The 12,269-nt window shown below is 64.2% G+C and carries 12 protein-coding genes; 6 read left to right on the top strand and 6 right to left on the bottom strand.

Features of this window, described 5'->3' with window-relative positions; all coding sequences use genetic code 11:
• Nucleotides 1–918, bottom strand: a complete 918-nt coding sequence (locus tag ADJ79_RS09640; RefSeq protein WP_371256831.1) for a lysophospholipid acyltransferase family protein — start codon at nucleotides 916–918, stop codon at nucleotides 1–3.
• A gap of 45 nt (nucleotides 919–963) precedes the next feature.
• Between ADJ79_RS09640 and ADJ79_RS14375 the strand changes: the two genes are divergently transcribed.
• Nucleotides 964–1,290 carry a hypothetical protein gene (locus ADJ79_RS14375; protein WP_156304124.1) on the top strand — a complete coding sequence of 109 codons (327 nt, stop codon included), beginning with the start codon at nucleotides 964–966 and terminating at the stop codon, nucleotides 1,288–1,290.
• Between the two features lie 260 nt (nucleotides 1,291–1,550).
• On the top strand, nucleotides 1,551–2,690 hold the full coding sequence (gene hemE, locus ADJ79_RS09635) for a uroporphyrinogen decarboxylase (RefSeq protein ID WP_050715771.1): 1,140 nt from the start codon (nucleotides 1,551–1,553) through the stop codon (nucleotides 2,688–2,690).
• Between the two features lie 555 nt (nucleotides 2,691–3,245).
• Here the strand turns inward: hemE and ADJ79_RS09630 are convergent.
• The 5 genes from ADJ79_RS09630 to ADJ79_RS09610 all read right to left on the bottom strand — a co-directional run bounded on the left by ADJ79_RS09630 (nucleotide 3,246) and on the right by ADJ79_RS09610 (nucleotide 10,031).
• On the bottom strand, nucleotides 3,246–4,598 hold the full coding sequence (locus tag ADJ79_RS09630) for an AMP-binding protein (RefSeq protein ID WP_050715770.1): 1,353 nt from the start codon (nucleotides 4,596–4,598) through the stop codon (nucleotides 3,246–3,248).
• Nucleotides 4,558–5,448: a hypothetical protein gene (locus ADJ79_RS09625; RefSeq protein ID WP_050715769.1), complete on the bottom strand. Its 891-nt coding sequence runs from the start codon at nucleotides 5,446–5,448 to the stop codon at nucleotides 4,558–4,560. Before ADJ79_RS09625 ends, ADJ79_RS09630 begins: the two co-directional genes overlap by 41 nt.
• Before the next feature lie 20 nt (nucleotides 5,449–5,468).
• Nucleotides 5,469–5,753: a phosphopantetheine-binding protein gene (locus tag ADJ79_RS09620; protein ID WP_050715768.1), complete on the bottom strand. Its 285-nt coding sequence runs from the start codon at nucleotides 5,751–5,753 to the stop codon at nucleotides 5,469–5,471.
• A 589-nt stretch (nucleotides 5,754–6,342) separates the two neighbouring features.
• Entirely contained in the window at nucleotides 6,343–8,769 is a 2,427-nt protein-coding gene (gene rpoD, locus ADJ79_RS09615) for an RNA polymerase sigma factor RpoD (protein WP_050715767.1), read from the bottom strand.
• Between the two features lie 359 nt (nucleotides 8,770–9,128).
• Entirely contained in the window at nucleotides 9,129–10,031 is a 903-nt protein-coding gene (locus tag ADJ79_RS09610) for a lytic transglycosylase domain-containing protein (RefSeq protein ID WP_082203394.1), read from the bottom strand.
• Between the two features lie 414 nt (nucleotides 10,032–10,445).
• Between ADJ79_RS09610 and ykgO the strand changes: the two genes are divergently transcribed.
• The 4 genes from ykgO to ADJ79_RS14370 all read left to right on the top strand — a co-directional run bounded on the left by ykgO (nucleotide 10,446) and on the right by ADJ79_RS14370 (nucleotide 12,189).
• Nucleotides 10,446–10,595 carry a type B 50S ribosomal protein L36 gene (ykgO, locus tag ADJ79_RS09605; RefSeq protein WP_050715766.1) on the top strand — a complete coding sequence of 50 codons (150 nt, stop codon included), beginning with the start codon at nucleotides 10,446–10,448 and terminating at the stop codon, nucleotides 10,593–10,595.
• Nucleotides 10,596–10,763: 168 nt separating this feature from the next.
• Nucleotides 10,764–11,168, top strand: a complete 405-nt coding sequence (locus ADJ79_RS09600) for an I78 family peptidase inhibitor (protein ID WP_050715765.1) — start codon at nucleotides 10,764–10,766, stop codon at nucleotides 11,166–11,168.
• 15 nt (nucleotides 11,169–11,183) lie between these two features.
• Entirely contained in the window at nucleotides 11,184–11,762 is a 579-nt protein-coding gene (ruvA, locus tag ADJ79_RS09595) for a Holliday junction branch migration protein RuvA (RefSeq protein WP_050715764.1), read from the top strand.
• A 259-nt stretch (nucleotides 11,763–12,021) separates the two neighbouring features.
• Nucleotides 12,022–12,189 carry a hypothetical protein gene (locus tag ADJ79_RS14370; RefSeq protein ID WP_156304123.1) on the top strand — a complete coding sequence of 56 codons (168 nt, stop codon included), beginning with the start codon at nucleotides 12,022–12,024 and terminating at the stop codon, nucleotides 12,187–12,189.
• Nucleotides 12,190–12,269: the final 80 nt, after the last annotated feature.

Genomic DNA, 12,269 nt, shown 5'->3' with positions numbered 1-12,269 from the left:
TCAGTCGCCACCGCCGCCATCGCCACCGCCGCCATCACCGCCGCCGCCATCACCGCTGCAGCCATCACCGCTGCAGCCATCACCGCTGCCGCCATCACCGCTGCCGCCATCGCTGTTTTCTGCCAGGCCGGCGTTCGCGCAGACAGGCTGGGGCGCGCAGAGGGCCGATCCATCGGCCGGCCCGCCGTCTGATGGCGGCAGGGCGGCAGCGCCGGCGTAGGCCTGCGGATCGAGCCGCCGCATTTCGGCTTCGATCCAGTCTTGCACTTCGCGCATCAGCTCATCCGCCTTGCGCCCCTGGCTGGCAATGAGCGGGCCAAATGAAATATCAACGATGCCAGGGCTTTTGACGAAGGCGCGCGGCGGCCAGCAGCGCGCCGAAGTCACGGCCACCGGAACCACGGGCACACCGCATTCAATGGCCAGCCGCGTGCCGCCGCTGCGGTATTTGCCCTGCTGGCCGCGCGCCACGCGTGTGCCTTCGGGGAAGATGACCACCCATATGCCTTGCGCCAGCAGGCGGCGGCCCTGCGTGACCATGCGGGTGAAGGCTTCCGTGGGGCGGCCCCGGTCGATGCGCACCATGTTCAGCCGCGCCAGCACCCAGCCAAAGAAGGGAATGCGCGCGAGTTCGCGCTTGAAAACGTAGGCAAGCGGATGCGGCGTTATCGTGGGCAGCACGAAGGTTTCCCAGGCTGACTGATGCTTGACGAGCAGCACGGCGGCGGCCTGCGGGCCGGCAGGCAGGTTCTCCAGCCCCCGCACCCGCGTGCGGATGCCCAGCAGCGGCCTGGCCGACGCCACAACCATGCGCACCCACACATGGCAGAAGCCATACAGCCACTGCTTGCTCACGAAGGGCGACAGCGCAACCACCGTCAGCGACCACGGAATCACCGTCACGGTGAGAAACAGCATGTGAAGAGCGGAGCGGATGAAACGCAGCATGAGCCTGGCCGGAAGATGAGAAAACGGCGGGTTTTACCGCATCGCCGCCGCAAGGCGCACGAACAGGCGGCGGGCAGGCGGCGGGCAGGCGGGCGCGTGTTTTCCGGGCGCAAGCTTGCCAGGCTCGCGGCCCTGCCTCACGCGTCTTTTTCCTTGCGTTTTCCGCACGCCTTCACAGGCCACGCAGGCTATGCACAGAAACTGTGGACAACTTTGTTGAAAAGCCTGTGCAAACGCTGCGCCGCACTTGCAAAACAAGGGTTTTTGCGGATTGCACAGCAAAACGGCAAAAAATTTAAATCTTTTCAAATCAATGGGTTACGGACGCTATCGCTTCTGTAGTGAGAACGGAGCGGCGCATGGCCGTGCGGGCGTTTTTTGTGCATAAGTGAGCCGCCATGCCCCAAAAAACATAGCGTGAAAGCCTTGTCTGGCGGGGCTTTGCGCGGGTTTCGCGTGGGGTTCACAGGAGGGCCGCGCTGACTTCCCGCTGCTGGCGCTCAGCCGCTCGCGCCGCCACCCTTGCGCTGTCACTTGTGCGCCGCCACTCACGCCCGCTCCCGCTCAGGCCGTCCGCAAGCCCGCCTGCGACAATCCGGCGCATGAACGCCCCCTTGCAAAACGATACTTTTGTGCGCGCCTGCCTGGGCCTGCCCACCGCCCACACGCCCATCTGGCTGATGCGGCAAGCCGGGCGCTATCTGCCTGAATACCGCGCCACGCGCGAGCGCGCGGGCAGCTTCATGAGGCTGGCCACGAATGTGGACTACGCCACCGAAGTCACCTTGCAGCCGCTGGAGCGCTACGCGCTGGATGCGGCCATTTTGTTTTCAGACATCCTCACCGTGCCTGACGCCATGGGCCTGGGCCTGAGCTTTCAGCCGGGCGAAGGCCCGCGCTTTGCGCACGCAGTGCGCGACGAAGCCGCCGTGGCCCGCCTGGCCGTGCCCGACATGCAGCGGCTGCGCTACGTATTTGACGCCGTGACTTCCATACGCCGGGCGCTTGCCGGGCGCGTGCCGCTGATTGGCTTTTCGGGCAGCCCCTGGACGCTGGCCTGCTACATGGTGGAAGGCGGCTCCAGCGACGACTACCGCCAGGTGAAAACCATGCTCTACGCCCGCCCTGACCTGATGCACCGCATGCTGGGCGTCAATGCCGATGCCGTGGCCGCCTACCTGAACGCGCAGATTGACGCGGGCGCGCAAGCCGTGATGGTGTTTGACAGCTGGGGCGGCGTGCTGGCCGATGGCGCCTTCCAGACCTTCAGCCTGGCCTACACGGCCCGCGTGCTGCGCCAGCTCAAACGCACGGGCGCCGACGGGCACGTGGTGCCCCGCATCGTCTTCACCAAAGGCGGCGGGCCGTGGCTGCCCGACATGGCAGCCGCGCTGGCGTGCGACGCGCTGGGGCTGGACTGGACGGCCAGCCTGGCGCGCGCACGCCGCGAGCTGGAACGCGCGCTGGCCCTGCCGCCCGGCGCGCCAGCGGCCGCGCGCCCCGTTGCGCTCCAGGGCAATCTCGACCCGAACGTGCTCTTTGCCCCGCCCGAGGTCATCCGCCAGCAGGCCCGTGCCGTGCTCGACGCCTTCGGCCCGCCTGATGCCGGGCAAGGCCAAGGCCGGGGTGTGAGCCACATCTTCAACCTCGGCCACGGCATCAGCCAGCACACGCCGCCCGAACACGTGGCGCACCTGGTAGACGAAGTGCATGCCTACTCGCGCCGCCTTCGGCAACCATGAAACGCGAGGAAAACGGCGCGCAGCGGCAGACGGCTGACGGTTGAAGCGCCCCCAACGGCAAGCGCCACCTGCCGGATACCATCAAAAACAGAAGCAAATATGAGGGGCTGAAAAAGCCGTTCAGCGCAGGCCCAACTAGGACCTCATGCTATGAATTCAAGAGCGAATATGGGCTTTGCCGCTGCCTGCTTGCCGGGCGTTTCATTTATCAGAATGAACTGGGCAGAAGATGCACGGGCTGGCGCAGCCTGCCCTTCTTCCGCTGCAAAAGGAAATCCGGCGGCCGCAAGGCGCAAACCACAAGTCAGGTCTTGTGACCCTTTCGCCGCCCGGCGAGGCGCTTAGCTGGCCTGCTCACGAGCAGGTTCCAGCAGATGCATGGGCACATCAAAAAGAAGAGCAAATTCACAAGCTCCAAAACGGCTTTTGCGCCCATTTCACTAGGACGTCATGCTATGGATCAAAGAGCAAAAAAACTCCTTTTGCGTTTTCATCCTGCCCGAATGACAGGCCTTGAGCAGGCTTTCAGCGCCTGCTCTCAGCCCCGCTTACCCTCTAGCTGGCGCGGGGTTGGCAGAGGGTTTGGTAGAGGGCTTGCACCTCTTTGGCGACGATCTTGCCCGTGGCGTTGCGCGGCAGGGCGGGCACGGGCAGCAGGGGGCGGGGCAGGAAGGCGGGGTCCATGCGCTGGCGCAGGGCGGCCATGATGCGCTCGGGCGTCATGCCTGGGGCGGCAACGACCAGCGCAGCCAGGCGTTGCACGCCGGCCTGTTTTTCGGCGGCGGGGTTCTGGGGGAGAAAAAAGCACCCGTCCGTCACGCCTTCCACGCCCAAAAGCTGGGCGGTGAGCGCGCTCAGCGAGGCGCGTTTGCCGGCCACGTTCACCATGTCGGCGTGGCGGCTGCCCAGGCAAAAGCGCCGCTCGCCGAGCGGCTCGATGTGGTCAGACAGCTTCACGCGAATTTGCACGTGGCCGCCATGCGCCCATGCGCCTTCGGCGCTGACATCAAGCTGCACGCCGTCCAGCAAATGCCAGGCTTCGTCCTGCGTGGGGCGGCGGGTGGCGATCTGGCCGCTTTCGGTGCAGCCATAGATTTCCGTCAGCGGGCTGCCGAAGGCGGCTTCAGCCTGGCGCGCCAGCGCCACGGGCAGCGGGGCGGTGGAGCACAGCAAGCGTTCGCATGACGGCAACGCCACCTGGGCGGCCAGCAGCGCGCCCAGGTGAAAGGGAGTGGTCACCAGCATGCGCGGCCCCGGCGCGGCTCGCAGCGCCGCGCAGATGTCCGCCGGGTAGAAGGGGCGCTCGCGCCACAGGCGCGCGCCGCCGCGCAGGGTGAGCATCACGCTCGATTCCAGGCCGTACATGTGCTGCGAAGGCACGGTGGCGATGATGGCAAGGCCCTGCGAGCCTATCCGCCGCGCTTCGGCCTCGCCATCGGCGCACAGTCCGCCCCAGCGCTTGAGGTGCGCCGTAGGCGCGCCGGTGGTGCCGGAGGTGAAAACGATGGCGGCCACCTGGCTGGCTTCGATCAGCGGCGCATCCTGCAAGGCGCGGGCCGCGCCTGCCGCTGGCGGGGCGACTGGCCAGGCGGGCAGCCCTTCGGGGCGCTCTTGACCGTCGTGCAGGCACAGCAGCTGCGGATAGCGCTCCTGCAACTGGCGCACGGATTCGGGGGCAAGGCTGGAAGGCATCAGCGTGGGCCGCCCGGCCAGCAGGGCCGCACCCAGACCCACCATGAACAGGTAGCGGTCGTGGCAGGTGTTCAGCACGTACTGGCTGGCGGGCAATGCTTCGGCCACGCTTTGCGCGTCGGCAAAGAAGCGCGCGGCCGTCACGGGGCCTTGCGGGCCGAGGGCCAGTGTTTCATCAGGGGCGTGGGCGCTCAGCGCGAGGGCGGGTGGGTTCATCTGGCTCTGCCGGGTTGCGTGGCGGAAAGGGCGTGGACGGGAAAGGCGGTGACGAAGGCGGGCACGCCTGGGGCGCTGGCTTGCCCTGCGACCGCGCACGCGCCTGAATGGCGCGCCAGGTGGCCATCAGGCCCATGCGGTTGTCGGGCGGCAGATAGCGCCTGCGCGCCAGGTTTTCCACAACGAACAGCGCCGCCGTCAACAGCGGCCCCAGCACAGAGGAAAACAGCATCCACGCCGCAGGCGAAGCCGCCACGAACAGCGCCAGCGACACGGCCGCCACGCCCGCGAAGAACGCCACCCACACCCGCGTGACCTGCCGCGTGTACCACACCAGCTGCGGCGTCATGCGCCAGTGCCCCCAGCTGGCGAATTCGGTGCAAAGCGGCGTGCGCCCGGGCCGCAGGCTTGCGCCAAACATCCAGCCCAGCGCCGCATGCGCGCCCACGTGCTGGACCAGATACACCAGCAGCACATTGGCCAGCAGCGGCTCCCAGCCCGCCGCCAGGGCCGCGCACAACGCCAGCAGCGGCAGCCAGCGCCCGGCCCGCTGCCACGCGCCGCCTGCGGCAGGCCGCGCCAAGGCGAACGCCGCCGCCAGCCACACAAAAGGCGCCACGGCCAGCGCCAGCGCCAGCCAGGGCAGATGGCGGCTGCTCCACCACGCCGCCGCTGCGTAGGTAACCACGCCCGCCGCCACCAGCATGGGTACGCGTGCGTCATGGGGCGCGCACGCCGCGCTGGCCTCACGGGCGTGAGCAAGGGCTGGGGCATCCGCGCGGGCTGCGCCGCAGGCAGGCGCGCTCTCGCCAGCGGGGCGGCCCGGCGGGCCTGCAGGCATCCAGGTCATTGGCAAGGGAGGAAAAAAACTCAAATCGTGCGGTGCGCCGCGATGTGCCGGGCCAGGCTGCGCAGGCTGCTGTAGATGGCTTGCTTGTTCTCGTCTTCAGCCCGCAGCTGAAAGCCGTATTTCTTGGACACCGCCAGCGCCACTTCCAGAATGTCGATCGAGTCCAGCCCCAGTCCATCGCCATACAAGGGCGCATCCGGGTCGATTTCTGCAGGCTTCATATCCAGATTGAGGCAGTCCACCAGCATCTGGGCCAATTCAGCCAGCAAGGCGTTTTCATCAGCGGGGGAAACGGGAGCGTTCATAAATCTAGGGAACAGAGAGGCAAACAGGCGCGAGCGGCCAGCAAAAAGGCGGTCCGCCCGCCCTGAATCAGAAAAAGCGCGAAAGTATAGGCAGCGCAGGCGCACACTGCCTGCCCGGCCCGACCTGCACTGCGGCATACGCAACGGCGCGCAGCCGAAAAACACGTTCGGCCTGCCTATTTCTGGCCCGGCATCAAAACCCGTTTGCCACGCAAGAGCACCAGAAACAGGAGCAAATTAAAGCGGTAGAAACCGCCCTTCTGCGCAATTTCCACTAGGACATATTGCTATTTAATGCGGAGCGAAACCAGCCCAGCTTTCGCGCTGCGCTGCTGGCTGCCAAGGGCGAAAAAAGCCGCACGGCGTTCAGGCTCTGTGCTTTGGCTGATGCAAAGCTGCTGTGCGCCGCAATGGCTGCTGCGCCAGGCCTGAAAACGCAGGTTGCTCTATCTTGAAAAGAGGAGCAATTTCAAGGGGTCTGAAAGTGGCTTTTGCGCAGACTCTACTAGGACCCTATGCTATGAAACAAGGAGCGAATAAGCAGTGAATTCGCCCCTTGTTTCCTGTACATCTGGCGCTCGCCGGGAGCCTAGATGGAGTCCATAAAGCTGCGCAGTTTGTCCGAGCGCGAGGGGTGCTTGAGCTTGCGCAGGGCCTTGGCCTCGATCTGGCGGATGCGCTCGCGCGTGACGTCAAACTGCTTGCCGACCTCTTCGAGCGTGTGGTCGGTGCTCATTTCAATGCCGAAGCGCATGCGCAGCACCTTGGCTTCGCGCGGGGTGAGGCTGTCGAGAATGTCCTTGACCACGTCGCGCAGGCCGGCCTGCATGGCGGCATCGACCGGGGCGGTGTTGCTGGTGTCTTCGATGAAGTCGCCCAGGTGGCTGTCGTCGTCGTCTCCGATGGGGGTTTCCATGGAGATAGGCTCCTTGGCGATTTTCATGATCTTGCGGATTTTGTCTTCCGGGATTTCCATCTTTTCGGCCAGCAAGGCGGCATCCGGCTCGAAGCCGTGCTCTTGCAAGTGCTGGCGCGAGAAGCGGTTCATCTTGTTGATGGTTTCGATCATGTGCACCGGTATGCGGATGGTGCGGGCCTGGTCGGCGATGGAGCGCGTGATGGCCTGGCGGATCCACCAGGTGGCGTAGGTGGAAAACTTGTAGCCGCGCCGGTATTCGAATTTGTCCACCGCCTTCATCAGGCCAATGTTGCCTTCCTGGATCAGATCAAGAAATTGCAGGCCCCGGTTGGTGTATTTCTTGGCGATGGAGATGACCAGGCGCAGGTTGGCCTCGATCATTTCCTTCTTGGCAAAGCGGCTGGCGGCTTCGCCCTGGTTCATGCGTTTGTGGATGTCTTTCAGCTCGTCCAGCGGCACGACCACGAGCTGCTGCAAGTCGATGAGCTTTTGCTGCAAGTCCTGGATGGGCGGAATGTTGCGGCCCATGACGGCACTCCAGGGCTTGTTGGAGGCCGCCTGCTTTTCACACCAGCGCAGGTCGAGCAGGTGCGATGGCACGCGTTCGCCGTTTTTGCCCCGGCCGGAGAATTCGGCAATGAACTGCTCCTGCGGGTAGCCGCACTTGTCCACGATGATGCGGCGCAGATCGCGCTCATGGCGGCGCACGGCGTCTACCTGGCCGCGCAGCATGTCGCTGAGCTTTTCAATGGTTTTGGCCGTGAAGCGGATGGTCATCAGCTCGGCCGAGAGCGCTTCCTGCGCCTTGACGTAGGCGGGCGTGCCCCAGCCGTCTTTGCTGTGCGCCTTGAGCACTTTTTCATAAAGCTGGGCAATGCGGTCAAAGCGCTCCAGCGCCTGCGTTTTCAGCGCTTCCAGCAGCTTGGTCATGGCCTTGGAGCCGCCCTTGCCGTCGTCGTCATCGTCGTCGTATTCGTCGAAGTCTTCTTCGGCCACGTAGTCGTCGTTTTCGTCGTGGTCCACAAAGCCGTCCACGATGGTGTTGATGACGGCTTTGCCTTCACGGATTTCGGCGGCCATTTGCAGGATTTCGGCAATGATGGAAGGGCTGGCGCTGATGGCCTGCATCATGTCCATCAGCCCCCCTTCGATGCGCTTGGCAATTTCAATTTCGCCTTCGCGCGTGAGCAGCTCGACCGTGCCCATCTCGCGCATGTACATGCGCACGGGGTCGGTGGTGCGGCCAAACTCGCTGTCCACGGTGGAAAGGGCGGCTTCGGCTTCTTCCTCGGCTTCTTCTTCCGTGGCGGTGTTGTTGCCCTGGTTGGTGAGCAGCAGGGTTTCGGAGTCGGGCGTTTGCTCATAGACGGCCACGCCCAGATCGTTGAGCATGGTCACCACGGCTTCCAGCGTTTCAGGATCGACCAGCTTGTCAGGCAGGTGGTCGTTGATTTCGCCGTGAGTGAGGTAGCCGCGCGTCTTGCCCAGCTTGAGCAGCGCCTTGAGGTTGGCGCGGCGCAGGTTCAGCTCTTCTTCGGACAGAACGGTTTCGTCCAGCCCGAATTCCTTCATCAGCGCGCGCTCCTTGGCCTTGCTGATCTTCATGCGCAGCGGCTTGGCCTGCTCGGCTGCTGCGGCTGCGCCGCCAGCGGCTTCGGCCTCCGGCTCGCCTTGCAGGTCGTCTTCGATATCCGACAGATCGGCGTCGTCATCCTCCGCACCTGCTTTTTTGCCTTTGGCTGGGCGGCCACGCTTGCCGCCCGTTTTGGCGGCTTCCGGTTTGGCAGCAGATTGGGCTGCGGGCTTGGCGGCAGCCTTGGCTTTTTTGGCCTTGGGCGCGCTTTCAGACACTGCGTCAGCAGTTTCGCCAACCGTTTCATCAGCGGCAGCCTTGGCGACGCGGGATTTTTTGGCCTTGGCTTCTGGCGCGGCTTCGGCTTTTTCAGCTTTGGCCTTCGGGGCCTTTGCAGCCGGGGTTTTCTTTAGGGGTTCGGCCTCGGCTTCGACGGTGGCAGCTTTCTTGGCGCTGGCTTTCTTGGCAGCTTTTGGCGCGACGGCTTCTTCAGCGGCGGGAGCAGACGTTTTCTTGGCGGGCATGGACGGACCTATGGTGAAGGGGCATGACAGTCGGTTGCATGAAAGGCATCCGGCGCCTGACCATGCGTTCAGACATCAGAACAAAGGAGTGCGGTCAGGACGCAGCAGGCAAGGGGTGCCTTGCGGCGCGCAGGCAAGATGTCCGGGCGATCATTTGGTGTGCAATCCTTGCGGGAAAGTGGCCGCTGCGTCTGAATCTGGTGCGCGTGGCAGGCCGGGCCGGAGGTGTTGCTGTCGCTCTTGCCGCGAGTCGAGGGCCAAGATTGTAGCGGTGCAGGTTTTTTCAAGAGGCCGCGCGCCCGGTGCGAAAACAGACCGTGCCAGGCGGCGGCTGGCGCGTGGCGAAAGAAAGCCAGGCTTTAAAACGCGCTGGCTACGCTGATGGCGTTGCGGCTCTTGCGGCTGGATGGGTTGACTGGGCTGGCGCTGCTTTCCGCCAGTGACCCGGCTTGCGTCAAGGCGTCAGCAGAGGCTGGCGCCGTGCCGGTGGCGGAAGCCTTGGCGCGCAGCGCTTCTTCGCTGGCCGCTGCGGGCAGGGCGCGGCCCGTAGCAGCGCGGTAGATGCGGGCGTGTTCGGCCATTACTTTGGCGGCGTAGCCGCCATCGTCCTCCATGTTGGCGGCGCCCACGTAGCACTTCAGGCCGCCAGCCGTGGAGCCAAAACGCGTGGTGCAGTCCTTGAGCACGCGGATGCCCACGCGCAGATTGCTGACGGGGTCAAACGCGGCGAAGTTGCCGCCGAAGTCTTCGTATTTGTCGGTATGCACCTTGGTCATCACCTGCATCAGCCCCTGTGCGCCCACGTTGCTTTGTGCAAAGGGGTTGAAGCTGGATTCGACGGCCATGACGGCCAGGATCAGCGTGGGATCGAGCCGCACGCGCTGGCCTGTTTCATAGGCTTCGGCCACCAGGGCGGCCACTGGCTCGGGGGCTACGCGGTATTTGCGGCTGATCCACTGCACCGCGTTGGCCTGCTCCGGCGGCAAGTCCACCGGGTTGGCGGCCGTGGCCCGGCGGCTGGCCACAGGTTCGGCTTCAAAGCCCACCTGTGCCGCCTGCCGCGCCTTGAGCCATGAGGTGAGTTGCTCTTCGCCCTGATGGCGCAAATCGGGCCGCGCCACCAGCAAGGCTACAGCGCAAACCACGGCCAGTCCCAGCAGGGCAAAGCCGTTGTGCGAAACCTGGAAGAACCCGGCGGCCACATCAACCGCGAAGGTGTTGATGCCGCGCCCCAGGGCGTTCAGCCTGGCGGGAATTTGCATGTTGCTTCCTTTCATGTCCGCAGGCGGCATGGCGCTGCTGCGGGTCACCGTGAAAAAGGCGGGAGCCAGCGCCTTTGTATTTTGTTTGCCGGAGGCTCCTTGAGAGTCCCGCCCAATGGCTGTCTGGCTGCTGGCGGGCGGGCTTTCCAAAAAAATTTGGCTACCTGTTGAAGGTAGCCAAGCTGATGGCCTAATGCGTGAAAAGTTGCGGAGCGGGACTCTAGCACACGTGCGTTTTCCGCGTGTTTCTGGCTTTTTCCAAAGGGAAAACGCATCACAGTTGTTAGAACATAACTACAATCGGCAGCTTTCCCGTCCCCCTATGAACCCGTTCAGCGTCTGGCCGGATCCGCGCTTTTCGCGCCCACAGACAGACTTTGAACAAGTTCTGAAACACAAAGGAGTATTTCAATCATGCAAGTGCTTTCATCCCTCAAAGAAGCCAAAAAGCGCAGCCGCGACTGCCAGGTGGTGCGCCGCCGTGGCCGCATCTACGTCATCTGCAAGTCAAACCCGCGCCTGAAGGCGCGCCAGGGCGGCGCCAAGAACAAAAACAAGTGTTGAAGCAGCGCGCGCCGCTTTCACGAATCTGCCAGCGGGCGTCTGAAAACAGGCGCCCGTTTCGCTTTCAGTTCCAGGCAGGCAGTTACCATCCCACGCGCGCTGCCCGGGCAGGAGCAGCGCGTTTTCGTTTTCACGTTTTCTTTTCAACAAACTTGTGGAGCACTCAACATGGAAAAACGGCTGTTTGCCTACCCTCTGGCTTTTGCCGCCCTGATGGCTTTGACCGCCTGCACCAACGCCCCGAAGCCCGCCCCTGAACCCGCACAGACCCAAACTCCCATGCACCCGCACGCTCATGACCACGCGCAAGGCCAGCCAAGCCAGCCGCGTGAAATCACGCAAGTGGAAAGCGGCAAAGCCGCGCGCAACCAATGCAACGCCAAAGCCGCGCAGTCCATCGTCGGCAAACCCTACGGCGGCCCGGCCATGCTGGAGCAGGCGCGCGCCGCCGCCGGCGCAGACCTTGCACGCATGCTGCGCGAAAACAGCGCCACCACCAAGGAAATGCAGATAGGCCGCCTGAACGTCATCGTCAATGCGCAAGGCGCGGTCGTGCGCGTGACCTGCGGCTGATTCGCGGCCCTGACCATGATCGGACGCCTGGCTGGCCTGCTGGCCGAAAAGAACCCGCCGCGCCTGCTGCTCGACTGCCATGGCGTCGGCTACGAAGTGGACGTGCCCATGAGCACCTTCTACAACCTGCCCGCCGCTGGCGCGCCCGTCACGCTGCTCACCCACCTGGTCGTGCGGGAAGACGCGCACACGCTCTACGGATTCGGCACCGCCGCCGAGCGTGACGCCTTCCGCCAGCTCATCCGCATCAGCGGCATTGGCCCGCGCATGGCGCTGGCCGTTTTGTCGGGCATGAGCGTGAGCGATCTTGCGCAGGCCGTTTCCACCCAGCAGGCGGGCCGCCTGACCAAACTGCCGGGCATCGGCAAGAAAATAGCCGAACGCCTGCTTCTGGAACTCAAGGGCAAACTCTCTCCCGACCTTTCCGCTTCCGGCGCGGCTGCGCCAGCCAGCGATGCGCACGCCGACATCCAGCAGGCTCTGCTGGCGCTGGGCTACAGCGAAAAAGAAGCCGCCGCAGCCCTCAAGGCCTTGCCTGCCGACGTAGGCGTGAGCGAAGGCATCAAGCAGGCCCTCAAAACCTTGGCGCGGTAAAGGCCTGTCGCCCATCTATCCGTGAGGCTGAGCGAAGTCTGGCCGCAAAGGGCGAAAGAGCAGATGAGCCTGGGCGGCCTGACCTGCCGCTTGCAGCGCCGCAGGCCGCCAGGCCGCTTTTCACACCTGCGGGCAAGCATTGGACAAGGTCAATTTCGCTCTACTATTCATAGCAAGACGTCTTAGTAGATATTGCGCAGAGCGGTGTTTTGACCCTCTCAAATTTGCTCCAGTTTCTGATGTCGGATGGACAGTAGAAATGGCCCATGCCAAAAACGCGGCCTGGCGGCAGCCGCAGCTTCATGAGCCAAGACAGGCAAGCCGGCGCATACAAGAAAAGAACGGCGGCAAAGCCTGCGAGAAGCAGGGTGTCGTCTGCGCCTTGACTGTCCTGACCGGCTTTTTATCTCTCGCGGCCAGGCCTTGACCCGTTTTTCTGGCGCTTAACCGCCTGGCAAGCTCTGGCGCGGCCTGTATTCGCTGTCATGCTCTTTCAAAAAGCAGGCG

Source organism: Ottowia sp. oral taxon 894 (assembly GCF_001262075.1).
Taxonomy (GTDB): Bacteria; Pseudomonadota; Gammaproteobacteria; order Burkholderiales; family Burkholderiaceae_C; genus Ottowia; species Ottowia massiliensis.
Note: the sequence above shows the minus strand (reverse complement) of the source record. Positions and strands in the feature narration are given on the sequence as shown.

Coding starts and splice junctions, on each gene's coding strand:
- ADJ79_RS09620 (WP_050715768.1), bottom strand. CDS start 5,753: ATGAACGCTCCCGTTTCCCCCGCTGATGAAAACGCCTTGCTGGCTGAA.
- ADJ79_RS09640 (WP_371256831.1), bottom strand. CDS start 918: ATGCTGTTTCTCACCGTGACGGTGATTCCGTGGTCGCTGACGGTGGTT.
- ADJ79_RS09600 (WP_050715765.1), top strand. CDS start 10,764: ATGGAAAAACGGCTGTTTGCCTACCCTCTGGCTTTTGCCGCCCTGATG.
- rpoD (WP_050715767.1), bottom strand. CDS start 8,769: ATGCCCGCCAAGAAAACGTCTGCTCCCGCCGCTGAAGAAGCCGTCGCG.
- ruvA (WP_050715764.1), top strand. CDS start 11,184: ATGATCGGACGCCTGGCTGGCCTGCTGGCCGAAAAGAACCCGCCGCGC.
- ADJ79_RS09625 (WP_050715769.1), bottom strand. CDS start 5,448: ATGACCTGGATGCCTGCAGGCCCGCCGGGCCGCCCCGCTGGCGAGAGC.
- ykgO (WP_050715766.1), top strand. CDS start 10,446: ATGCAAGTGCTTTCATCCCTCAAAGAAGCCAAAAAGCGCAGCCGCGAC.
- hemE (WP_050715771.1), top strand. CDS start 1,551: ATGAACGCCCCCTTGCAAAACGATACTTTTGTGCGCGCCTGCCTGGGC.
- ADJ79_RS14370 (WP_156304123.1), top strand. CDS start 12,022: ATGGCCCATGCCAAAAACGCGGCCTGGCGGCAGCCGCAGCTTCATGAG.
- ADJ79_RS14375 (WP_156304124.1), top strand. CDS start 964: ATGAGAAAACGGCGGGTTTTACCGCATCGCCGCCGCAAGGCGCACGAA.
- ADJ79_RS09630 (WP_050715770.1), bottom strand. CDS start 4,598: ATGAACCCACCCGCCCTCGCGCTGAGCGCCCACGCCCCTGATGAAACA.
- ADJ79_RS09610 (WP_082203394.1), bottom strand. CDS start 10,031: ATGCAAATTCCCGCCAGGCTGAACGCCCTGGGGCGCGGCATCAACACC.